Below are 23,033 nucleotides of genomic sequence, written 5' to 3'. Positions count from 1 at the left end.
GTTGAAATTGTTTATCTTCCGAATGTGAAGGCACATTTCGCCAATAGCTAGAAATGGCTTGGGCCTTAGATGGCGTTTTCGGGGTGGTGATGTAGTTTATTTCTTAATGAAGGGTTAATTTGGTCGATTTGTTCTTGCTTTCGCCTGAATCGATACTAATGTTTCTCTCATTATATATGGTTGTCTAGACAGGTCTGGATAAACTGGGAAGTTTGGTGACGTCTTGTTTCAGATGTTTTGTGTGTGGCGAGTCCAACAATACCAGGTAAAGACCGGGAGGAAATTACGAGATGAAAAACACTAGATTGAGTTGGCTCATGGCCATGACTGCCTTGGGGGCTGGGACGCTCGCTACGGCACCTGCGATTTCTAACGACGGGGAGGAAATAGATCTTGAAGAAGTCGTCGTTACAGGCAGCCGGATCAAACGCAAGGATCTGTCGGGCGTTGGTCCCGTAACGGTTCTGAATGAGGCGGCGATTGAGGCCACGGGGGTGACCTCTCTTGAGGTCCTTCTTCAACGATTGCCTGCAGCAGCCGGGTTTGGTGGCAACCAAACCAATGCCTATTGGGTTTCAAATGGTTGGGGTACACCACAGATTAACCTTAGAGGTCTGGGTGTTAACCGGACCTTGGTTCTGGTGAACGGTCGCCGCGTTGTATTCGGCGGTACTGGTGCAAACAGTAGTGTGGATCTTTCCATGATCCCGATGTCCCTGATCTCCAAGGTTGAGGTTCTCAAGGATGGTGCTTCGGCTACCTACGGTGCCGACGCGGTTGCCGGAGTGGTGAACCTGATTACCAAAAAAGAGTTCGAAGGCCTTGAGGTTGAGGGCAAGTTCGGCATGACCGACGAAGGTGATGGCGAAGAATATCTTGTTGACCTGACATGGGGTGCATCCGGCGATGCCGGCAACATCATGGTCAACATGAGCTATCAGGATAACAAGGCGTCACCTCTTGCTGACGACAGCCGGGCACCATGCCCTCTTTTCCCGGACGGGAACGGCGGACTGGAATGTGGCGGCAGTTCTTCCACCATTGGTGGCCGTGCGACATTGCCTGCCGGAGCTACCTTGCCGGACGGCACGGTTTTGACGGAGCCGACGCGCATCAACTTCAATCAGGGTGCGGGTGACGGTGATTTCTACGAGCCTTATGACGGTTCCAGGCACTCGTTTAACTACAATCCGTATTTCAATGCGGTTCAACCGATTGAGCGGTTCAGCTTCACAACGTTGGGTTCGTATAACTTAAACGATGAGACCCGCCTGTTTGCAGAGTTGATGTATACACACAGGGAATCGATGCAGCCCGCTTCACCCGCAACTCTGCGCGATGTGTTTTATGCAGCGGATCACCCGACAAACCCGACAGGTGTGGACTTTACGCTTGAGCGTCGCCGCCTGCTGGAGAACGGTGCCCGTGACTTCCTCCAGGAAGTCGATACGTGGCGAGTTGTCACTGGTGTTGAAGGAACGATCAATGACCACTGGTCTTATGATGTTGCTTTCAACTGGGGCCGGAACACAGGTCTGGATGCCATTGCCAACAATATCAACATGCAGCGTTTTGGTGAAACGCTGGACACTGATGTTTGTGGCTCTGGCGGCATACCTTGCGGTGATTACCTTGGTTTTGGCGATGTGTCCCAAGAGGTGCTTGATTACATCGTATTTAACCAGCAAGGCACCGGCGGCAACGAACAGATCAGCGTCAGTGGTAATATCAGCGGCGATCTGTTTGAGCTGCCTGCAGGTATGGTCGGCATCGCCGGTGGTGTGGAATGGCGTAAGGAAAAAGGCTGGCGTAATCCGGATTCTCTTGTTGTTGCAGGGCTGGCACTCGGTAACCAGGAAGATCCGATTTCCGGTACGACCAAAACCAAGGAAGTATATGCAGAAATGCACGTGCCACTCCTGGCTGATCTGCCATTCGTTCAAACGCTGGATATGGACCTAGCCATTCGTTATTCGGATTATGACCTGTTCGGTGGAGATACCAACTACAAGATTGGTTTGAACTGGCAAGCGTCGAATGCGATCAAGTTGCGCGGTACCTATACAACGGCCTTCCGAATTCCGAATGTGCCAGAACTGTTCGGTGGTGTGTCCGAGGGCAACCTGACCACGACAGATCCTTGCTCGGGTTATGCCTCCCTTGATAGCTCAAGCACGGTTTACCAGAACTGTCAGGCCGCCGGCGTACCGCTGAATTATGTTCAACTTGGTAACACGATCCTGACAGACCGTGGTGGCAACCCGGATCTGCAGCCGGAATCAGCAAAGTCGATGACGCTGGGCCTTGTACTGCAGCCGCTTGATGGGCTGTCCTTCACCGTCGATTATTTCGATATCGAGATCGAAGATGCCATCCGCGAAACCCCGGGCTCGACTAAGCTGTCCATCTGCTACAACTCGCCAAGCCTGTCGCACATTTTCTGTGGTCCGGATCACCACACCAGGAACTCTGTGAACGGTGATATCAACTATCTCTCGACGCAGAAGACCAACACAGGGCGTGAAGTTATGAAAGGTGTCGATTTTGGCGCTGTCTATAACTTCGACACGGAAGGCCTTGCACACTCGCTGGACGTGAAGGCTACCTACCTTGCTAAATATGAATCCACGGCCTTTGATGGTGACGAACCATTTGAGTTTGATGGTTTCATCGGTGGCGGCAATGGTGGCTACCCACACTGGCGGGCCAATGCGTCCTGGTCAACCAGTGCCGAGAAATGGTCTGGCACCTACTCAGTTCAGATGATTGGTAGTGGTGACGACTTCAATGCAACGGAGGGTGTCGGCTCCCATATGAAGGCTGTTTTCTACCATAATGTTCAGTTCTCCTATTCCTTCAACGAAGCAATGAAGCTGAGCCTTGGTATCGACAATCTGTTCCAGAAGAACCCACCATATGTGGCATCATGGACGGACGGGAATACCGACACCATGACCTATGATCTGGCCGGTCGCCGCGGCTATCTCCGGTTTACATATCGGATGAACTAGGGTGGCGATCCCAAGGGCGGGATATTCCCGCCCTTGGCTACTGTTTTATTAATTGCACTTTTGGGGTTTCTAAATGCGCGCTTCGTTTTTATCCCGCCGGTGGCACAAGTGGCTGGCACTGGTGATTGGTATCCAGGCCCTGCTCTGGATGATCAGCGGGGTCTATATGGTCACGATTAATCTGGACTATATCCATGGTGATCATCTTGTGAAAAACATGGATGACCCGCTCGTGGCGGACCACGAAGATGTGGTTCCCTATTCGACTATTCTGGCAAGAAACCCGAATGCATCTCGTATTCAACTTGTTTCCTGGCTGGGTAATCCGCATTACCGGATTTATTCGCCGGAAGGGCCGAAGCTGGTCAATGGCTACACGGGTGAACTGGTTTCTCCTCTTGACGAACAGGCCGCGCGAGAAGTCGCAGAATATCACTATGCTCTGGACGGACAGATCATTGGTGCAAGCCTTTTAACAGACAAGAAGGACGCACCAACCGAAATCCAGACCCGCCCGCTACCGCTTTGGCGAATTGATTTCAATGACGCAATCGCGACCAGTCTTTATGTATCGCCGAATGACGGTCGGCTCGTCACCCGACGGCATGATTTCTGGCGCATGTTCGATTTTGTCTGGATGCTCCATATTATGGACTATGAAGACCGGTCGGACATGAACAACAATCTGCTCCGTGTAGCTGCGTTTGTCGGCACCATTCTTTCTCTAACGGGCATTTGGCTGCTGTTTTACAGTTTCAGGCGGAAAAACCGGAAGGCTACCGGCGGTTTGGGAGACATGTCATGAATTTGATGCGTGTTACCCATAAATGGGTCGGCCTTTTGCTGGGGCTTCAACTAATGCTCTGGATGTTGAGCGGCTTCATGATGAGCTGGTTCGAGCATGACCAGGTGGAAGGGCATCACCTTCGCAAGCATGTGCATGCAGAGCCGGCCGGTCTGGCCGCATTGGGTCCGTTTGCTAATGAGCGGGAAGTGCTCGTGCAGGTTTCAGGCAGCGATGTGCTGAAAGGTGTCACAATGGACCTCTTTCAGGGCAAACCTATCTATAAGGTGCGGACAGAGACCGGCACCCGTATGTTTGATGCCAGGACAGCTCAACCCGTCATCATTGACGCAGAAAAGGCGCGTGAAATCGCAGTGGCCGACTATGCCGGTAACGGTACGGTCAAGAATGTGACGCCGATCACCGCACCAACCATGGAAACCCGCGAAAGTGTTGGGCCGGGCTGGCGTGTTGACTTCGATGACGAGGAAAATAGTTCCTTTTACCTTTCTGCCGAGACAGGGCGCATCTGGGAGCGTCGCCAGGACACATGGCGTCTGTTTGATATCTTCTGGATGCTGCACATCATGGATTACGAAAACCGTAAGGATTTCAACAATATGTTTGTTATCCTGTCAGGATGGATTGTGCTGTGGCTTGCCTTGACCGGTGTCATCATGCTGGTCGAAAATTTCCGCCGTGGTGATTTCAACCTGGTTGCGGCAGTCCGGCAACGGGGTGATGCCAGAAAACTTCTGGTGTCAGATGATGGCAGCCATTTTGAGCGAGAAGTCATCAGTCGGGGACGCAAGACCCTATTCGATGCGTTGGCCGCGGAAGATATTCACTTGCCGTCCACCTGTGGTGGTGGTGGAACATGCGGCCTCTGCCGGGTTCGCATGGCACCGGCCCCGGTCGCAACTGCGGCTGACTTGCGGCAAATTCCTGCCAGTGAAATTGAAGCCGGTTACCGCCTGTCCTGCCAGCACCAGTCCGACAGTACGGAGAAGATCACTGTGGCAAGCGATCTGCTGTCTGCCCGGGATTTTGAGGCCGAGGTGGTTGCGACCCGGTTTGTTACTCCGTTTATCTGTGAACTGCGGCTGCGTCCGCTGTCCGGCGAGGCGCCAGCCTTCCGGCCCGGCAGTTATATGCAGGTGACAATTCCGCCCTACAGCAGGACACTGGCTTCCCTTAAAAACCTGCCTCAACCTCTGAAGGATGCCTGGGCCGAAAGCCATGTTTTACATGAAGTGGGCACCGAGGAAACGTTGCACCGTACCTATTCCATGGCCAACGCGCCTGAGGAATTCGGAGCCGACTTTTTGCTGAATGTCAGGGTGGCCTTGCCACAAAACGGTGATGTCGCCGTTCCTGTGGGAGCAGGTTCTGCTTACATGTGCAGCCTGGAAGTCGGGGAAAAGGTAACTCTGCGCGGACCTTTTGGTGATTTCGCCCTCAAGGACAACGCACGCGAAAAGGTCTTCATTGGCGGCGGAGCCGGAATGGCACCGCTTAGATCCATGATCATGCATGCTCTGCGCAATCAGGGCGAAAAGACCCCGATGACGTTCTGGTATGGTGCCCGGACGAGTGCTGATGTCTATTACCAGGAAACCTTTGAGACTCTGGAAAGGCTGCATCCGAACTTCAACTGGTATGTTGCCTTGTCAGAAGCGGCAAACACCGACTGGCAGGGATATACCGGCATGATCCACGAGGTGGTGCGCCGAGAATATCTGGAGGGTCATAAAGCCCTTCACGAGTGCGACTTCTATCTGTGTGGTCCGCCCAAGATGCTGGAGGCCACTCTGGCCATGCTCAAGGAAATGGGTGTGGACGATGCCCGAATAGATTTCGACGATTTCGGTATCTGATCGATTCGCCAATTAAAGTAGGTGTAAGCGAAAGCTGATTTAGGTATCGGCTTTCGCATTTATCTATTGATTCAATTTGACCTTACAGTCACTGGAACCCTCAAGGTCTCGTTCAATTTACAAGGTTAGGACAATCTGAATGTACAGGTCTTATATTGCTTCGGTTTGGCACCGTGATCTTTATGGTTGAGAAAGAGAACTATACTTGGGACTTGATTGAAAAAAGGGAGACAAATGAAGCCGACATATGAAAAGGGAAGCCTGTCACTGATCGCAACCGTGGCAATGGGAACTGGTGTCATGATTGGCGCAGGCATTTTTGCGCTCACGGGGCAGGTTGCGGAATACGCAGGGCCGTGGTTCCCGCTTGCGTTCCTTCTGGCGGCAATCGTAAGCGGCTTCAGCGCCTACAGTTACATCGTGGTTTCGCGCAAATATCCTTCGGCTGGTGGCATCGCGATGATCCTGCACAAGGCCTATGGGCCTGCCACCATCACGGGTGCTGCAGCGCTCCTGATGGCTTTTTCCATGATCATTAACGAAAGCCTGGTGGCCCGGACATTCGCGACATATCTGTTGCGGTTGATTGACACTGACAAGGGCGAAATCCTGGTTCCGACTATTGCTGTGGGGCTGATCGTCGCGGCCTTTCTGGTCAATATCTCCGGGAACAAAATTATTGGCCGGATATCCCTGGCTTCTGCAGTTATCAAAGTAAGCGGGATTGTAATTTTTGCCCTGTTGGCCCTGTGGGCGGCGGATTTCAGCTTTGCGCCAAAGCTGAGTGGAGAACCTCCTAACCGATCCCTGCCGGACTTTCTGGCTGCTATGGCCCTTGCCATCCTGGCTTACAAAGGGTTCACGACGATCACGAACAGCGGTGACGAGGTGAAGGAGCCGAAGAAAAACGTGGGCCGCTCCATCGTCCTGTCTTTGTTGATATGCCTTGCCGTTTATCTTGCGGTCAGTTTTGCCGTTGGCTCAACATTGTCTGTCGCCGAAATCGTCAAAGCAAAAGACTATTCATTGGCTGAAGCAGCACGCCCCGCGATAGGGGAGGATGGTGTTGTATTCACAGTGATCATTGCCTTGATCGCAACTGCATCTGGTCTGCTTGCTAGCACGTTTGCCGTGTCGCGCATGCTGGCGATGCTTACAGACATGAAGCTGATTCCCCACAGCCATTTCGGAATGCCGGGTGGGATTCAGAAACACACACTGGTCTATACGGTGGTATTGGCAAGCCTGCTGGCGGCCTTCTTTGATCTGAGCCGGATCGCGTCAATGGGAGCCATATTCTACCTCCTGATGGACATAATCATTCACTGGGGCGTGTTTAGACACCTGCGTCGCGATGTCTCAGCGGCGATATGGGTTCTGATTGTGGCAATGGTTCTGGATGCGCTTATGTTGGGGGCCTTTATCTTTATCAGAGGGTCCACTGACCCCTTCATCATTATCGTCTCCGCGAGCAGCATTGCTGCTGTATTTGCTTTCGAAAGATTTTACCTGCGCAACCTTCGAGGAGCAGGTGATGCGGGCCATGAACACCACCATCATTAGCGGCCCCTCGAAAGTGAAAAGCTAGTTCAGGGTTTTTAAGGCTCAGACCTTCAGGACTTGTATGTGGAGGAGGTGCATTGCAAAATACGCAATCAGTAGGAACCACAGCACCGATGTCAACCAATAGCTCCTCTATGCTGTTGTTGAACGAGTCTGTGTTGCTGGTTGCTGTTCTTGCTTTCGCAATACTCCAGAACAAGCACCTGCGACAGTCCTCATTTTGGCGCGCGACAGCGACGCCCCTTGCCTCCATTATAGGGAGTGGATTTCTAATCATCGCACCTTTAATGGCTGAGGTTGCTGGAGAGTTGGCGCCATTGGCAATGGCCAGTATATTGCTTGTTGCTTACGGCATTGGTGCTGTCATCCGATTCAATATCAACTATTGTGAAAGACACGCGGGAAGTTACCAGCCGTTGATTGTGCGGCGATTGGAACATGCCTCCGGTATAACCCTCTCGATCGCCTATGTTATTTCGATCGCGTTCTATTTGCGTTTGATGTCGGCCTTTCTGTTTAGTGCTTTCGAAGATACGGCCCCCTTTATGGAGGCTTCCTTTACGACAATTGTTTTGGCAGCAATCGGTGGTCTGGGTTGGCGCTACGGCTTGACCGCTCTCGAACGCATGGAAACGCTCGCAGTTTCCGTTAAGCTTGCAATCATTGTAGCGTTGTTAGCAGGCTTGCTACATCACAACCTGGTCGAGGGTTTTTCCTTTGTTGGCGTGCGAGCTGCCCATCTTTCCTTTTTGGATCAATTGAGAATGTTGGCTGGTATGCTGCTGGTCGTACAAGGGTTTGAGACGTCGCGTTATCTAGCAAGCGAATATAGCGCGGATAAGCGGATTGCCAGCATGAAGTTAGCTCAGCGTCTTTCAGCGGTTATATATCTGTTCTTTATCATTTTGGTTCTGCCCTTGATCCATCACCTGGAACAGGGCAATCCAGATGAAACAGCGATAATTGACCTGTCGGCTTTTGCAGCCCCAGTTCTACCTGCACTTTTGGCCTTAGCAGCAATCATGAGCCAGTTTAGCGCAGCGGTTGCTGATACAGTCGGTGCCGGGGGATTGCTCGAACAGGAGAGCGATCAAAGGCTTTCGAGCCGTACCGCTTATTTAGGTATTGTAGGAAGTGCAATCATACTCATTTGGGTCACGGATATCTTTGCTATCATTGCATTCGCGTCGCGCGCGTTTGCCCTATATTACCTTCTGCAAACACTATTGGGAATTTGGGTGATTTGTCAGGGTGGCATTGCAAGTATAAAAGAAGGCTTGCGCCTTATGTGTTTTGTAACGATGGCGGGTATATTGACGTTCGCGGTTCTATTTGCCTTGCCTGCGGGCTAAGTACGGATGGACCTGTACCATCCGAGATGCTCATACAGACCGCCCCACATAAAGCCGAAGGTTACAGCAAACAACAGCTCTTCCACTGGCACTCCGACGATGGTCCATCCGCTGATGGCGTTATTATTCCAATATAGAGAAACCAGGTCTGGGTGTGACCAGCTCATAGCGGCGAAAAACAGGAAATAGAGGCCCACAAAAATACTGGCGCTCCAAATCATTCTCTTAAAAAGGTCTGGCCGACACAAAAAAGTAGCCAGGCCACCCACAGCCATTGAGATAGAAGCAATATAAATTGCGTTCAGTTCTAAGAAGATAAACATAGGTATAAAGGCCAATATTGGTGACGCCAGTGCTAATTTGTGAAAGCGATGGCGTTTCTGGCGTTTGGTGCATTCTGGCATAAGCTCCATGTCGGTGCGTTGCCCAATGCCGTATAGTGCGCTTGCAAGTCCTCCAACCGAAAAGGAGAAGATCAGGCTTTCTACATCGAAACCTGTTCGGGCCGCCAAATCGAAAAGGGTAGGTGGGAACCAATATTCTGGATAAAAAAGCGGCTCGGTTAACCCAAGTGGCATGGTACTTACGCTGACGAAGAGCATTTTCTTCTTTTCTGTCCGGTTGGCAACAAAAACACCTCCCCAGATTGCGAGTAACAGAAGGCTCCATGTTAGATATGTATAATGCATGGCCATCACGGCATTCTCCCTCTCCAGTTTAGCTAACGTCCTCTGCCAGCACCCCTTCTTGGTTCAGGGAGGAGACTGTGAACAGCCTATATGTGAAGTTCGCAGATTTATTTTTGTTTACAGCCAACGCCTGAACATAACAGCCATATGCTCAAGAATGTTGGAAAGTCTGGATCTTGTGTTCCAATTCCTCAACAGGATTTTTTCGGACACGTCTAGGTCCGACAAAAATTGTTCTCGGAGGCCTTTTGCCAACATGTGATTATTGGTTGCCAATGTCAGTTCGTAATTAAGAAAGAAGCTGCGATAGTCTAGGTTTGCTGTGCCTATCGCAGACCATGTATCATCTACAACCACTGTTTTGGCATGCAGTACTCTTGGCAGGTATTCATAAATTTGAACGCCCGCCTTTATCAGGGAAGCATAGAAATGGCGCGCGGCCCACTGTGCTATTCGTACGTCACTTATTCTCGGAACCAACAGCCTGACATCAACGCCGCGCCGGGCTGCCTGTTTCATGTGTTTTAATAGGCGGTGGTCAGGCACAAAATATGGTGTTGTTATATAGATACATGATTTTGCGGCCAGAAATGATGCCATGTAGGTGCATCTGAGGCGGTGCCGACAGGAACGGGTTGGGTTGTGCAGCAAGACTGTTTCTGTGCTCTGCAAATCATTGGTGTGAACCTTACAGCCGCGCCAGAATGCGTCAAAGGTTTGGGACGCTGCTTGAGTTACAGGCCCTTCAAAACGGATATGCGTGTCTCGCCAGCATGAATCCCCATAGGATTTGCGGGAGTTTTCCTTGTGAATGTTGAAGCCACCTAGAAATGCAATTTTGTTGTCGATAACCAGCAGTTTACGGTGATTCCGTCGGTTATAGCGCCAGGGCCATCGCCAATTCCAACGGTGAAACCATTGCACCTGTACCCCGCCGTTGCGTAAATACTTTTCCAAGTGACGGGAGGCTGCAAACATTGATCCAACCGCATCAAGGTGCAATCGAATGCTGACCCCCTGCTGAGCTCGCTGAACCAAGGCCTTGGCGAATTGATTGCCAACCACATCATCAGCAAAAATATAGCTCTCAAAGTCGATGGTGTTCTCTGCGGTCGCGATTGTCGACAACATTGAGCTGTACAATTCATCACCGTCGACAAAAAGATCAAACTTTTCCATGTAGGATTGCTGCATCGGATCGAGTTCCATGCGACAAGAAATAGACAATTTCCTTAACCTAAACCTATTTGGACTGTGATCAACGGGAATCCGTTGAAAGGCCGACTTGGTTATCTTGTTCCATCGTTAAATAATAAGATAAGCTTGTGGATAATAGAGAAGGCAGCTAGAGGCTACTGCCCGATAGGTGAACCGTATCGGGCATGCCATTATGGTGCTCTCCGGCGGTCGCAGAAATCTTTGATTGCTTCTAGGCAGGCTTGCGTATTCAAAAGCCAGGGATGATGTCGAGCACCGTCTATCTGGCGAATTTTCCAATTTTCCATCTTTCCAACAAGAGCCGCTGTTTCCGCGTAGGGCGCGGTGTCATCATCGATGGCGTGGATACAAAGAACGTCGATATTGGGGGAAATCTCTTGGGCGTCATTAGTCAAATCTCGACGATAGAGAATGTTCCATAGTGATGTGATGGACGACATCGCGTTGTGCTTCACGAGGTCCTCTGCAACTTCACGCGGATAGTCAGTTAAGATGAGGGGCAGCAGGTGGCCTATTACGCGACGAGTAAACATGCACACTAATGCGGCTATCACCATGTTCGTAAATATCCAGCCACCGGGCATGTGCCGAAACCACTTTGACGCGCGCTTTTTGTCGTGAAAACAGGGTAAGCTGATAAGGACGAGAGATCTGACCTGTTCTGGATACCGCGAAGCATAGATGAGCGCTAATGCGGCTCCAAGCGAATGGCCTATCAATGTGATAGGCCCCAATGATGCAAGCGAATTGTGGAGGGTAGCTATGTGACGGTCTACCGTATAACGGCACCAAGGTCGAGGAGAGTCCCCAAATCCTAACAAATCTACAAAAATTGCTGGCCGACCAAGTGGTGCTCTATCTAGCATACAGGTCCAGTAACGGGTTGTACCACCGAGCCCATGTAAAAATACAAGAGGTTCGTCCGCGGAAGCTTTTTTCGGTGACATATCACCAAGAAACGTGAGTGATAGCGTCTCAGACATTGTTTTGTTCATGGGCATCAGTTCAGGGCGTTTGTGTTTTGAAAGATTATGTCGCAATGCAATATTTCCACAAGCATGAAGCGGGAGCAGATCAATATACTTCCTGCGTCAGTGAAGCAGCGACCACAAAATCTATCAGCTTGCGATGATTACCTATAATCGTATGAACTATCGATTGAGTAACAACGGTAGCTGTTGACATAAATCAAAGAGGCACCTGTATCGTGGCAATAGTATCTTGATGCTTAGCTCGAGTGCTCTGTTAATATAACGGGTGAGGTAAGTCTCAAGCCGGCTATATGGAGCGTAAGGATGGACCAGAAAACACGAATCTACTTTTGGTATGTCGTTTTGGCGGTGTTTGGCATTCTTCTTCTTCAAGATGTTATTGCTCAGAAGCCTCACGTCACTACGGTCGCATACAGCGAATTCGAGGACTATCTCAGAAGTGATCAATTGAGCGAGGTGGTGATAACCTCGCAATATGTTCAAGGCACGCTGAAAGGCGGCAACGGCGAGCAACTGCAACATGTCATAGCTGTTAGAGTTGACCCAGCCTTAGCGGAACAGCTTTCTAAATATAACGTTAAGGTTGCTGGTGTTGTGGAAGACACCTTTTTAAGTGACCTAATGTCCTGGTTGCTACCGACACTATTTTTTGTGGCCATCTGGATGTTTTTAATCCGTCGGATGGCGGAAAAGCAGGGCCTTGGCGGAGGAGCAATGTCGATTGGGAAAAGCAAGGCCAAGGTATATTTGGAAACGGACACCAAGGTTACATTCGAAGATGTCGCTGGTGTCGATGAAGCCAAGGCTGAGCTGGAGGAAATAGTCAATTTCTTGAAGGAGCCAAAAGGATATGGTCGATTGGGCGCCCGCATGCCAAAGGGTATTTTGCTGGTCGGCCCTCCAGGAACTGGAAAAACACTTTTTGCCAGAGCCGTGGCGGGAGAAGCGGGGGTGCCGTTCTTCTCAATTAATGGTTCCGAATTTGTCGAAATGTTTGTTGGCGTTGGCGCGGCACGAGTACGGGATCTTTTCGAGCAAGCTCGCAAACAAGCCCCAGCAATTATATTCATCGATGAATTAGACGCTTTGGGCCGTGCCCGTGGAGCGTATCCTGGATTGGGTGGGCATGATGAAAAAGAGCAAACGCTCAATCAGTTGTTGTCTGAACTCGACGGCTTCGACCCAAGGGATGGCTTGGTTTTGCTCGCAGCTACGAACCGCCCGGAAATTTTGGATCAGGCACTGCTACGTGCCGGTCGGTTTGACCGGCAGGTTTTGGTAGATCGCCCCGATAAGGGTGGGCGCCTAGCTATTTTGCAGGTTCATACTCGAAAAGCCAAAGTGGCAGACGATGTTGATCTGGCTCAAATTGCCGCTTTGACTCCAGGCTTTAGTGGCGCGGACATTGAAAATCTTGTGAACGAAGCAGCCCTTTTAGCGACACGCCGCGGTGCCGACGCTGTTACCTTGGAAGATTTCAATCAAGCGATCGAGCGCATCGTTGCTGGTCTGGAAAAAAAGAATCGACTGTTGAATCCCCATGAACGGAATGTTGTGGCATTTCACGAAATGGGGCATGCCCTTGTCGCTATGTCTTTGCCCGGGACAGACGAAGTTCACAAAGTATCGATTATCCCGCGTGGTGTTGGTGCGCTGGGGTATACTATCCAGCGACCGACAGAGGATCGTTTTCTAATGAGTCGAACCGAGCTCCAAAATAAGATGGCGGTTCTATTGGGGGGGCGTGCAGCTGAAGCTCTCATTTTTGATGAAGTCTCTACCGGTGCCGCCGATGACCTGGCGAAGGCGACTGATATCGCTCGTGCTATGGTTACCCGTTTTGGTATGGTCGAGGCTCTTGGGCAAATAGCCTATGAAGTTGAGCCGCAACAATTTCTTAGCCCCGCGCCAGAACGTGTGCGGCACTATAGTGAAGAAACAGCGAGTAAGATTGATAGCGCCGTGCATGATTTAATTGATAAGGCTTTTGATGCAGCAACAAATATTCTCCGAGAAAAACGAGATATTCTCAATGCAGCTGCCGCGGGTCTATTGGAAAAGGAAACACTAAGTGGTAAAGAATTGGGGCAATATCTTCATCGGCACTCTAAGTAGGTTCCTTGAGCCAAACCTAATGTGGCAAGGTTGTTGCGAGCCCACTTGTCAGGATATTCACGGGCATAGTTAACATAGTAAAATATCCTCTGTGCAAAGCATCCAAAGCCCCCAGGGTAGTCCTGCAGTAGCTGCGATTTGCGCTGAGATGGCTTGATGTCTTATCCATCGTGTTGGCTTGGGTGGCCGGTGATGCCATGCTCACACCAAACACATGTACAATCTATATGATCACAGCTTTTGTCGCGCAGAGGATGCCTGTAGCGCAACAACGCGATGGGCTGTAATAGCCTTGTTAACCACCATGGTTGATACAATGCAGACAGTGCTTCGCGGGCGTCGCCAGTGGCTATATGGTTTGCGATAGCATATCTGTGACCATATCGCCCCGCGACATTGAAGATAAATCGATTGCAAACAGATGTTCTGAGCTGCGAGAGCAGTTCACGTCTCCAGAGCCGCGTATAGCTCGTACCTTCAATGATGCTGCGTGCTGCCAATATGCCAGATCGTATAGCATAGCCCATTCCGAAGCCCGCAAGAGCATCTTGAAACCCGGCCTGTTCGCCAATGACCAAATTGTCGCCCTGGGTGGCAGTCTCCGGTAACCGGAAATTCGCGTAGCCCCCGAATTGGCGCGGATTGGTCATTTGGAGGCCAATTTTTTTTCAAAGAATGCGACGGTACGATCAACAAACTTCTGGTGGCTTTTAAAGCCTGTGAACATGCAGCTTGCCACTGTGCCGCGCCCCTGCCAAACAAGTAGATATGAATAGCCAAGGGGGGCCAATTCTTTGTTGAAACAAATCCAGCTTCCATTTTGCATGGTCGTTTCAAATATGTAGCCTGTGGCAATCGCGTCAGCAGTACGTGGACCGATAGCTAGCACCGCAGGGCTATCGACCTCTTCAATCGGATGGCCAAACTGTATTTCCACATCTAAATCCAGGGCTTGTTGTAGTAGGCCCCGGTCAAGGGTTCCGGCCTTTTGCCCCCGGCGGACGAGATAATATAGTGGTGCATTACTATTGATGTCGTAGGCATGATCCCAAGCATCAAAGGCTGTACCATGCCGGACCGGAAGGACATCAAAATTGATTTTCATTCCTGCGAGCTCAAGCTCCCGCAATATGTCGTCTTTTGCGGTCCAGTTCTCTAGCCCTTGAAAGTCATCATGGAATCGGCCGCCAACTCCCGGCCTTCTATCATAAATTTTAGCTTTGAAGCCTGCGCGAGCCAATACTATGGCGCAAGCCAAACCCGATGGGCCTGCGCCAACAATTTGGATTGCCTTTTGTGTCGTCACAATGCCGCCCCACCATATCCTGCATTCTGAACAGTACGAATTCGGGTATTGTATACTAGCATTGCAACTGTGACTGATTTATCTAACATTTAAGATGCTTCATCTTTTCTTAGTTTCGGCCTGAATAAGGATTTCTGTGAAGCCCCCATCCACAAAGTCTTTGATTTCCCTCGGGTGCATCAATCTGAGCACTGCTTCAAGGTGAGACCATGGCAGCTCGATATGGTCCAGCGAACCTTTCACTTGGTAGAGACTATTGGCGGTGCGAACATTGTCGCCATCAACCTCAAGGACAGGCGATGATCGGAAGGCATCGCCAGGGCGGAAGCGCTGGAGCCTATCTTCCACAACAGTACCACATAGCAAACGAAGATTTTTGTGATGCTCAGGAGCATCCGTAAAGGAAACCAGGCATGCGTCTTCGATGACGCCATCATATATTTTGTTCATGTCTTGCCTCCCTCAGAACCAGTTTGTGGCTTCAGAGATCAATCCTGCTAGCACGAGCAGAATGTGATAACCGCCTTTGGCAGCTTGTTCAAAGAGCCATGCAATGAACTCTTTGTGGCAGGTGGTGAGATATTCGTTGATTACTGTCTTTAGGGGCTGTGTACCAGCGATTTTAGACGTAGCAGTAGCGTGAGAAGCAGTCATTGGTGCCTCCTTTGGTGGGTCGTGGCTAGGGATGGTTAGTGAAGCTGGGTGGTATTGAGCGGGTAGTGAGCCTGCTGACAAAGAACCCTGCTCACATCTTGAATGCCTTCCAGGCCATGGCTGAGCATATGATGGAGCGGACTTTGATCCTGAAAAGCGGGATTGTTCGACTTGAGCCACCGGACGGTTGAAGGGGCTGTCGTGCCCATTAGTTTCAGCTGCCGGTTTACATCGATGACGCAGGCAAGGCGAAGATAAGTCTCCTTGCTCAATTCAGTGAAAACCCGCTGTTGCCATAACTGAAAGATATAGGCGTCTTTGAGGCCGGTCAGCGTGAATTGCTCGCTGTCAGATAACGCCCAACCGCGCATGATTGTGAAGGAAAGCTCAATGGCAAGTTTCTGGTGGAAAGGGTCTGCTGGTAACAGTTTGGGGGCTGTTTGCATTGCGTATTTCATCCGGGTCATTTTCTTATTCCTTGTCTGTCGTGGCTCGCGGGTGGTTGAGCTCAGCTTTCAATAGTCGCTCGAAAGCTGAGCCGTCTTTTCGGGTAAGATTAGGGACATAGCGGCTGTAGACTTCGAACAGCATTTTGGTGTTGGCGTGGCCCATTTGGCGGGCAATCCATTCGGGGTTCTCACCAGCAGCAAGCCAAAGGGTAGCCGCCGTATGGCGGGTTTGATAGGGGCGGCGCTTTTTTAGGCCCAGGAGATTAAGAATGGGATACCAAACCTTCTTGGTGACATCATTGTGTCTTAGCGGTTGGCCTGCCCTATTGCAGAAAACATAAGTCTGCCCTTTGGTGGCTTTCTGCTGCTCCGTCATCGCCTGATAGACAGGCATGGACATATCGACCGTTCTGTAGGATCCATCCGTTTTGGTCGGAACAATCTCGCCATTCACAATGGCTTGTTTTACGAGGATTTGCCGTCTTTCAAAGTCCACCGAGTCCCATGGGAGGCCGTCAATTTCCGCTGTTCGCAACCCGGCAAAAAAGCGGACGGTGTAGTAGGCCCTAAAGTCCTCCCGGATATGATCCAGAATTAGTTTCACTTCTTGTAGAGTGAAGGGCTCAACATCTGACCGAGGTACCTTGATGGGTTTGATGTTTCGATAGGGTGTCTGAAAGCTATATCGGTCCGACGCTTCTGTCAGAATCTGCCGAACTGGGGTCAGGATATGGTTGATGCGTGACGGTGATAATTTCCGACCTTTTAGGCCGTCTTGCCGAACGAGATCGCTCCTGAACGATAGAATGTCTGCCTTGGTAATCGTATCGAGTGGTTTTGCACCAAACGTCGGCAAAAGATACTTGTCCATCGTTTGCCTAATGTTGGTGATATAGCTATTTCGCCACTCTGGTCGCTTTTCAAGAAACCATACCTCCGCAAACTCTTTGAATGTCGGCATGTTTGATCGCGCACATGCAGTGCGATTTTCGATGACCCGGAATTTTTCTACGCGTTTTGAATTGGGAAAGTATTCAGCGTAGTCGAAAGTCCCAAGTAGGATTTCCGCCTCGATCCGATCCAGGATCACTTTCATTTTCCTGCGATTGGCAGGGGTATCGGGTAAGGGCGTATATTCTTTCACCCTGATACCCCTGTACCTGAAATCGAAAAGCAGTTTTCCGTTGCATTCGCTAATTGTAGCCATTTGATGCCACCATTAGGCCATAACGGACTGCATCAAGCGACTCACGGAAGGAGCGCCATTCATGTCCTCTTCGATCTGCTCCCACTTGTAGAGAATCTTTCGACCTCCAAACGGGCGAATATAGTGGATGCCTTCAATCAGTACCGAATCTTTCAGACAGTTACGAATCGTCCTCGCGTCGTACTTAATACGTTCAGCTAATTCGTCCGTAGTCAGGTAAGTAAAGTTCATCACAACCTCCTTGTGCCATACATGAATGATAAGTAACATATATGGTACGTATGTGACGTGTAATGTCAAGGCTCATATGTAAAGTATGTGATACATTTTTAATTTTTGACGGTACGTAGGTGATGTGGTAGCTACAGAATTAAGGTTTCTGGAGGTCTCCACATGATTAGGTTTTTGTTGAAAGAGCGGATCGCCGATAAGGAATTTTCAGAAAAACGCCGAATATCGATGGACGAAATCTCGAAATCTACGGGCATCAGTAGACAGACATTATCCAGAATGATGAATACCCATGGCTACAATGCGACCACTGATAACCTCGATAAGCTATGTGGTTATTTTAATTGTGAGCTTGAGGGCATTGCTGTTCGGGTACCCGAGTAGTGGTATGCGGTATAACAGCGGTATAAATCCGGTATAAAATTAAAAAGGCCGCTAGAGAATATACTCAAAGCGGCCTTTTTAATTTCTGAATAACTCTTGTATTTCAAAGAGTTATAGTTGGTGCCCAGAAGAGGACTCGAACCTCCACGTCCATACGGACACTAGCACCTGAAGCTAGCGCGTCTACCAATTCCGCCATCTGGGCACGGGTATCAATTGGTCGGCGGGATGTAGCGCGCCCGGGGGGGTGCTGTCAAGCATCCAGTTTCAAAAAAATCACAAATTTTGAAGGGGCCTCCATCCGGATACCCCGGTGGCCGCGTACAGAAGGGAACGCCGGGCCAATTGCAGCAGACCCGCGCTCGGTATACACTGGTCCGGTCGGGACGATTTTTCTTTTGGAAGAAGGGGCTTAGACAATGAAAGAACGGCTTGTCACTGTCTTTGGTGGGTCTGGATTTATCGGCAGATATATCGTCGAACAGCTGGCGCGCGAAGGCGCGCAGGTGCGGGTGGCCGTGCGCCGCCCCAACGAGGCCCTGTTCCTCAAACCGCTGGGGGACCTGGGCCAGATAAAGCTTATGGCCGCGAATCTGAAGAATGAGCCATCGGTCAGGCGCGCCATCCGCGGCGCGGACGCCGTGATCAACCTGGTGGGCATCCTGTTCAACAGCGGCGGCCAGACATTTGAGGCCCTGCAGGCGGAAGGCGCGGGGCTGGTGGCCCGCGTGGCGGCAGAAGAAGGCGTCAAACACATGGTGCAGATGTCGGCGCTGGGGGCCACGCACGCGTCCGACAGCCGCTATGCCCGCACCAAGGCCATGGGCGAAGACGCGGTTTTGGCAGCTTTTCCGACGGCGACGATACTGCGCCCCAGCGTGGTCATCGGCCCTGAGGACGGCTTCTACAACCGCTTCGCCAAGCTGGTGAAACTGTTGCCCGTCCTGCCCATCCCCGGCGCGGATACAAAGTTCCAGCCCGTCTATGTGGATGACGTGGCCAAGGCCGCCGTGATGGCGAGCCATGGCGGCCTGACTTCTGGAGATCGGGCCTTTGAAGGCAAGACATTCGAGCTTGGCGGCCCGCGGGTAATGAGCCTGCGCGCGCTTCTCGAAGACATGATGGACCGGATCGGAACGCATAGGCCGATCATCCGTGTGCCGTGGGGCCTGGCCATGCTGCAGGCCACCTTCCTGCAGATGCTCCCCAACCCGCCGCTGACGCGCGATCAGGTGACGCTTCTGCGGTCAGACAATGTCGTGTCGGAAGGTGCGCTGGGGTTCGAGGCCTTCGGCATCAAGCCGACAGGCATCGCGGGTGTGTTGCCGCGTTACAGCCAGCAATATCGGCCCAAGGGACAGTTCAAGGCGTCCTAGGGCCGATCGTCCGGCCGCAATTGTGCCATGAGGTCGCTCAGGCTTGATAACTGTGCCGGCTCCAACGCGCCGTCGAACCGGGTGCGCAGGAAGGTGCCGTAGCATTCCCACATGGTGGCACGGACACGGCTCCCTTCGTCCGTGATGGTAACGGTGCGGCCGCGTTTGTCCTGCTCCATTTTGGCAAGGGTTATCAGGCCGGCGGCTTCCATGCGCCCCAGCACGCGGGACATCTGATACTGGGCCAACAGGGTGCGCTGTTCGAGGTCCTGTGGCCGAAGGGTGTCTGCGCCCGCGCGCTCAAGCTCCCAAAGAATGTCATACCACTCCAGGGGCGGCAGCCCCTGCCGCTTCAGCTGCTGGTCAATGTCAGCCAGCAGGCTTTGGCTGGCGCGCATCATGGATATCCAGGCCTTCTGCGCCTGTTTGCTGGGTTCTTTGAACATGCCCTGGTTTCTAGCAGGTACATGCATTTGCATCAATATTGATAATACATGCAATTGCATGTATATACGCAGCGAAGGAGAAAACCCATGAAGCTTATCAGTTATGCCCTGTGTCCTTATGCTCAACGTGTTTCTATCGTGCTTGATGAAAAAGCGCGAAGGTTTGAGCGCATAAATATCGATCTCGCGAACAAGCCGGACTGGTTTCTGGCCCTGTCCCCGCACGGCAAGGTGCCGCTTTTGAAGGATGGTGACGCGGTCCTGTTCGAATCCGTCGCGATTCTGGAATATCTGGAAGACACGATTGAGCCAGTCCTGTATCCGACAGACCCGGCGGCGCGTGCCCATATGCGGGCCTGGGTGGCCTTTGCGGGCTCCCTGCTGAATGCTATCGGGCGACTATACAGTGCCCGTGATGCGGTGGCATATGAAGGCGCGCGGGTTGACCTGAGGCGGGAATTTGAAAAGCTGGAGCAGGCAGCGGCGGAGGCCGGGTGGCCGACTGCCGCAGCGTTTAGTTTGCTGGACGCAGTATATGCGCCGGTTTTCCGGTATTTCGACCTGTTCGACCAGCTCCTTGATCATGGCCTTCTGGCGGGGTTGGAGGCGCTGGCGGCCTGGCGGCAGCGGCTGGCGGCGCGCCCATCGGTTCAGCGCGCGGTTGCTGCAACATATACCGGCGACCTGCGGGCGTTCCTCGGCCGTCGGAACTCGTTTCTGCTAAAGGCTGCGGCTTAGATAGCGCCTGTGCCGATAAGCGCGAAAAGGCCAATGCCCAGAAGCACCCGGTAGACCACAAAAATGGTCATGTTGGCGCGCTCCAGCCATTTCATCAGGAAATGGATGGCGGCAAGGGCGGCCAGGCACGACAGGCCCGCGCCGATGGCGGCGTCGATCCAGATAACCGGGTCGCCGCTTTCGGCCACGTCCTTGCCGAGCAGCACACCGGCGCCGATGATGGTGGGGATCGACAGCAGCATGGAGAAGCGCGCGGCTTCCTGGCGGCCAAAGCCCAGGTAGCGCGCCGCCGTCATGGTGATGCCCGCGCGGCTGGTGCCGGGGATGAGCGACAGGACCTGCGCGAAGCCGATGATCAGCGCCGGCTTGACCGCCATGCGGTCCAGCGCCTTCTCAGTCGCGCCCTTCTTGTCGGCAACCCACAGCAGCAGGCCAAAGACGATTGAGGTGGTGGCGATCACAGCCGCGCCGCGCATCAGGTCCGCGAGACCGGATATTTTCACCGCAAAGCCGAAAATCACTGCCGGGATGGTGGCGATCACCAGGGCCCAGAACAGCTTCGCATATATGGTGTCCGCCACCGCGCGGCGGGCCGGGGCAATGCCGACGGCGCCAAGGGCGGCCAGGAACAGGCCTTTGGTATCTTCCCGGAAATAAAGAAGCACTGCGACCAGTGTGCCCACATGCACGGCACCGTCCATCGCAAGCCCCTGGTCCGGCCAGCCGGTGAGGGCAGGCACAAGGATCAGATGACCGCTCGAGCTGATGGGCAGAAATTCGGTGATGCCCTGAACAATCGCCAGAACGAAAAGATGCAATGCGGTCACGGGTAACGTCCTCCCTCAGGCCGGTCATACGCGCGCCGGTCTTGATGCTGATTCCTTATATCAGCGCCCCAATCGGGATGCGAGACACTATATAATACCATTATGGTACTAATAATCACCCTAAGGGCTGGAAAAGAATCATTATATTTGGTATATTTAGGAATAATAGGTCAGCTTATTTGTCCTATTATGAATTTTTTACGTGAAATTTGAGATTTTTGAACATATAATGCGCGCAAGCAGATTCGCAGACACTATTATTACGTGACAACCCGAAGGCTCTGCCGACGACCCTGATTGAAGGACCGCCGAAGCCTTTCTTTGTCCCCAAGTGTCTGAAGATTCGAAATAAACCGTGACCAGAAGAAGGGTGATCCATGGCCGACGATCTTTTGAAATTCATTTCGATCGACCAGAAAATGCCGGAAAAGCGCAAAGCTGAAGACCGCGTTGGCGATTTTGATGAGGTTTACGCGCGCTACAATATTGAAGGCGCCAAGGAGCAGGCCAGCCGCTGCAGCCAATGCGGTGTGCCTTTCTGTCATATTCACTGCCCGCTGGGGAACAATATCCCGGACTGGCTGCGCCTGACGGCTGAAGGCCGCCTGGAGGACGCCTATGAAATGGCGGCATCCACCAACAACATGCCGGAAATCTGTGGCCGCATCTGCCCGCAGGACCGCCTGTGCGAAGGCAACTGCGTGATCGAGAAGGATTTCGAGAGCGTCACCATCGGCAGTGTCGAGAAATTCATCACCGACAACGCCTGGGACCAGGGCTGGATCAAGCCCATCACCCCGCGTGTGGAACTGAAGGAAAGCGTTGGCATCATTGGTGCGGGCCCGGCGGGCCTCGCGGCCGCCGAAGAACTCAGGAAAGCCGGTTTCCAGGTACATATCTATGACCGCCACGACCGCGCCGGCGGCCTGCTGATTTACGGCATCCCGGGCTTCAAGCTTGAAAAGGATGTGGTGGAGCGCCGCACGGGTCGGCTGGAGCAAAGCGGCATCACCTTTCATCTGGACTTCGAGGTCGGCGATGAAGCGGGCCTGAATGAGCTCCGTGAAAAGCATGACGCGCTTTTGATCGCGACCGGTGTATACCGCGCGCGCGGCCTCAAGGTGCCGGGCGTCGGCCTTGGCAACATCCGCGAAGCGCTGGATTATCTGACCGCCTCCAACAAGGTGGGCATGGGCGACGATGTGCCGGAATTCAACGACGGCACCCTGGATGCCAAGGGCAAGAATGTGGTTGTGATCGGTGGTGGCGACACCGCGATGGACTGTGTGCGCACCGCCGTGCGTCAGGGCGCCAAATCGGTGAAATGTGTGTACAGGCGCGACCGGGAAAACATGCCCGGCTCCGTCCGTGAAGTACAGAACGCCGAGGAAGAAGGCGTTGAATTTGTCTGGCTCGCGGGCCCTGAAGCCTTTACTGGCGACGAGGTTGTCGAAGGCGTGCGCGTTTACGAGATGCGCCTGGGCGCCCCCGATGCCACGGGCCGTCAGGCGCCTGAGCCTGTGCCCAATTCAAGCTACACGCTGGACTGTGATCTGGGCATCCTGGCGCTCGGGTTTGAGCCCGAAGACCTGCCCGCCATGTTCGGTGCGCCCGAGCTGCGCGTAACCCGCTGGGGCACGGTGACGGTGGATCACCAAAGCATGATGACCAACCTGGACGGCGTTTTCGCCGCTGGCGACATCGTGCGCGGGGCATCGCTTGTTGTGTGGGCGATCCGCGACGGCCGCGACGCCGCCGAGAGCATCAAACAGTATATTAAAGAAAAAGTGCGCCAAGTAGCGTAGGTCGAGGGA

Annotated in this window: 21 protein-coding genes and 1 tRNA gene; 10 read left to right on the top strand and 12 right to left on the bottom strand. The window is 52.4% G+C overall.

All coding sequences use genetic code 11. The features are described from left to right. Nucleotides 1–290 precede the first annotated feature (290 nt). From B3Z17_RS07210 to B3Z17_RS07190, 5 genes are all read left to right on the top strand, one after another. A complete protein-coding gene (locus B3Z17_RS07210; protein WP_286829180.1) occupies nucleotides 291–3,011 on the top strand; it encodes a TonB-dependent receptor in 2,721 nt (906 codons plus the stop codon). A gap of 73 nt (nucleotides 3,012–3,084) precedes the next feature. Next, entirely contained in the window at nucleotides 3,085–3,816 is a 732-nt protein-coding gene (locus B3Z17_RS07205; RefSeq protein WP_286829179.1) for a PepSY domain-containing protein, read from the top strand. After that, nucleotides 3,813–5,672 carry an NADH:ubiquinone reductase (Na(+)-transporting) subunit F gene (gene nqrF, locus B3Z17_RS07200; RefSeq protein WP_286829178.1) on the top strand — a complete coding sequence of 620 codons (1,860 nt, stop codon included), beginning with the start codon at nucleotides 3,813–3,815 and terminating at the stop codon, nucleotides 5,670–5,672. The genes B3Z17_RS07205 and nqrF overlap by 4 nt, the downstream gene beginning before the upstream one ends. A gap of 234 nt (nucleotides 5,673–5,906) precedes the next feature. Further along, complete coding sequence (locus tag B3Z17_RS07195) at nucleotides 5,907–7,235, top strand: APC family permease (protein ID WP_286829177.1); 1,329 nt, start codon at nucleotides 5,907–5,909, stop codon at nucleotides 7,233–7,235. 77 nt (nucleotides 7,236–7,312) lie between these two features. Further along, nucleotides 7,313–8,587, top strand: a complete 1,275-nt coding sequence (locus tag B3Z17_RS07190; protein ID WP_286829176.1) for a hypothetical protein — start codon at nucleotides 7,313–7,315, stop codon at nucleotides 8,585–8,587. Here B3Z17_RS07190 and B3Z17_RS07185 read toward each other — a convergent pair. From B3Z17_RS07185 to B3Z17_RS07175, 3 genes are all read right to left on the bottom strand, one after another. Then, a complete protein-coding gene (locus tag B3Z17_RS07185; RefSeq protein ID WP_286829175.1) occupies nucleotides 8,584–9,282 on the bottom strand; it encodes a lycopene cyclase domain-containing protein in 699 nt (232 codons plus the stop codon). The two genes, B3Z17_RS07190 and B3Z17_RS07185, sit on opposite strands and share 4 nt — an antisense overlap. A 111-nt stretch (nucleotides 9,283–9,393) precedes the next feature. Then, nucleotides 9,394–10,455 carry a phospholipase D-like domain-containing protein gene (locus B3Z17_RS07180; protein WP_286829174.1) on the bottom strand — a complete coding sequence of 354 codons (1,062 nt, stop codon included), beginning with the start codon at nucleotides 10,453–10,455 and terminating at the stop codon, nucleotides 9,394–9,396. A 209-nt stretch (nucleotides 10,456–10,664) separates the two neighbouring features. Beyond that, nucleotides 10,665–11,441 carry an alpha/beta fold hydrolase gene (locus B3Z17_RS07175; protein ID WP_286829587.1) on the bottom strand — a complete coding sequence of 259 codons (777 nt, stop codon included), beginning with the start codon at nucleotides 11,439–11,441 and terminating at the stop codon, nucleotides 10,665–10,667. Nucleotides 11,442–11,789: 348 nt separating this feature from the next. Between B3Z17_RS07175 and ftsH the strand changes: the two genes are divergently transcribed. Beyond that, nucleotides 11,790–13,601: an ATP-dependent zinc metalloprotease FtsH gene (ftsH, locus tag B3Z17_RS07170; RefSeq protein WP_286829173.1), complete on the top strand. Its 1,812-nt coding sequence runs from the start codon at nucleotides 11,790–11,792 to the stop codon at nucleotides 13,599–13,601. A gap of 646 nt (nucleotides 13,602–14,247) precedes the next feature. Here ftsH and B3Z17_RS07165 read toward each other — a convergent pair. The 6 genes from B3Z17_RS07165 to B3Z17_RS07140 all read right to left on the bottom strand — a co-directional run bounded on the left by B3Z17_RS07165 (nucleotide 14,248) and on the right by B3Z17_RS07140 (nucleotide 17,448). Further along, nucleotides 14,248–14,907, bottom strand: a complete 660-nt coding sequence (locus B3Z17_RS07165; protein ID WP_286829172.1) for an NAD(P)/FAD-dependent oxidoreductase — start codon at nucleotides 14,905–14,907, stop codon at nucleotides 14,248–14,250. A 99-nt stretch (nucleotides 14,908–15,006) separates the two neighbouring features. Continuing rightward, on the bottom strand, nucleotides 15,007–15,357 hold the full coding sequence (locus B3Z17_RS07160) for a hypothetical protein (RefSeq protein WP_286829171.1): 351 nt from the start codon (nucleotides 15,355–15,357) through the stop codon (nucleotides 15,007–15,009). Between the two features lie 12 nt (nucleotides 15,358–15,369). After that, nucleotides 15,370–15,561: a hypothetical protein gene (locus B3Z17_RS07155; protein WP_286829170.1), complete on the bottom strand. Its 192-nt coding sequence runs from the start codon at nucleotides 15,559–15,561 to the stop codon at nucleotides 15,370–15,372. Between the two features lie 35 nt (nucleotides 15,562–15,596). Then, a complete protein-coding gene (locus B3Z17_RS07150) occupies nucleotides 15,597–16,028 on the bottom strand; it encodes an MbcA/ParS/Xre antitoxin family protein (protein ID WP_286829169.1) in 432 nt (143 codons plus the stop codon). Nucleotides 16,029–16,032: 4 nt separating this feature from the next. Further along, nucleotides 16,033–17,217 carry a site-specific integrase gene (locus B3Z17_RS07145; protein WP_286829168.1) on the bottom strand — a complete coding sequence of 395 codons (1,185 nt, stop codon included), beginning with the start codon at nucleotides 17,215–17,217 and terminating at the stop codon, nucleotides 16,033–16,035. 12 nt (nucleotides 17,218–17,229) lie between these two features. Further along, the gene (locus tag B3Z17_RS07140; protein WP_286829167.1) at nucleotides 17,230–17,448 is read right to left on the bottom strand and encodes a hypothetical protein; all 219 of its coding nucleotides are present in this window, start codon (nucleotides 17,446–17,448) and stop codon (nucleotides 17,230–17,232) included. Nucleotides 17,449–17,610: 162 nt separating this feature from the next. Here B3Z17_RS07140 and B3Z17_RS07135 point away from each other — a divergent pair, with 162 nt between their 5' ends. Then, entirely contained in the window at nucleotides 17,611–17,832 is a 222-nt protein-coding gene (locus tag B3Z17_RS07135) for a helix-turn-helix domain-containing protein (RefSeq protein WP_286829165.1), read from the top strand. Between the two features lie 118 nt (nucleotides 17,833–17,950). On the opposite strand, the gene B3Z17_RS07130 is transcribed toward B3Z17_RS07135, so the two are convergent. After that, a tRNA-Leu gene (locus B3Z17_RS07130) sits at nucleotides 17,951–18,037 on the bottom strand. Between the two features lie 214 nt (nucleotides 18,038–18,251). Between B3Z17_RS07130 and B3Z17_RS07125 the strand changes: the two genes are divergently transcribed. Beyond that, complete coding sequence (locus B3Z17_RS07125; protein ID WP_286829164.1) at nucleotides 18,252–19,208, top strand: complex I NDUFA9 subunit family protein; 957 nt, start codon at nucleotides 18,252–18,254, stop codon at nucleotides 19,206–19,208. On the opposite strand, the gene B3Z17_RS07120 is transcribed toward B3Z17_RS07125, so the two are convergent. Further along, nucleotides 19,205–19,654, bottom strand: a complete 450-nt coding sequence (locus tag B3Z17_RS07120) for a MarR family winged helix-turn-helix transcriptional regulator (RefSeq protein WP_286829163.1) — start codon at nucleotides 19,652–19,654, stop codon at nucleotides 19,205–19,207. The genes B3Z17_RS07125 and B3Z17_RS07120 overlap by 4 nt on opposite strands. An 87-nt stretch (nucleotides 19,655–19,741) precedes the next feature. Here B3Z17_RS07120 and B3Z17_RS07115 point away from each other — a divergent pair, with 87 nt between their 5' ends. Beyond that, a complete protein-coding gene (locus B3Z17_RS07115; protein WP_286829162.1) occupies nucleotides 19,742–20,392 on the top strand; it encodes a glutathione S-transferase family protein in 651 nt (216 codons plus the stop codon). Here the strand turns inward: B3Z17_RS07115 and B3Z17_RS07110 are convergent. Next, nucleotides 20,389–21,219 (bottom strand): undecaprenyl-diphosphate phosphatase, encoded by an 831-nt coding sequence (locus B3Z17_RS07110; protein ID WP_286829161.1) that lies wholly within the window; start codon nucleotides 21,217–21,219, stop codon nucleotides 20,389–20,391. The genes B3Z17_RS07115 and B3Z17_RS07110 overlap by 4 nt on opposite strands. A 377-nt stretch (nucleotides 21,220–21,596) precedes the next feature. Here B3Z17_RS07110 and B3Z17_RS07105 point away from each other — a divergent pair, with 377 nt between their 5' ends. After that, a complete protein-coding gene (locus B3Z17_RS07105; protein WP_286829160.1) occupies nucleotides 21,597–23,024 on the top strand; it encodes an NAD(P)-dependent oxidoreductase in 1,428 nt (475 codons plus the stop codon). The last annotated feature ends 9 nt before the right edge of the window (nucleotides 23,025–23,033 follow it).

Origin of the sequence: Kordiimonas sp. UBA4487 (genome assembly GCF_002389025.1) — a bacterium.
Taxonomy (GTDB): domain Bacteria; phylum Pseudomonadota; class Alphaproteobacteria; order Sphingomonadales; family Kordiimonadaceae; genus Kordiimonas; species Kordiimonas lacus.
This window is presented reverse-complemented; position numbering and strand designations above follow the sequence as displayed.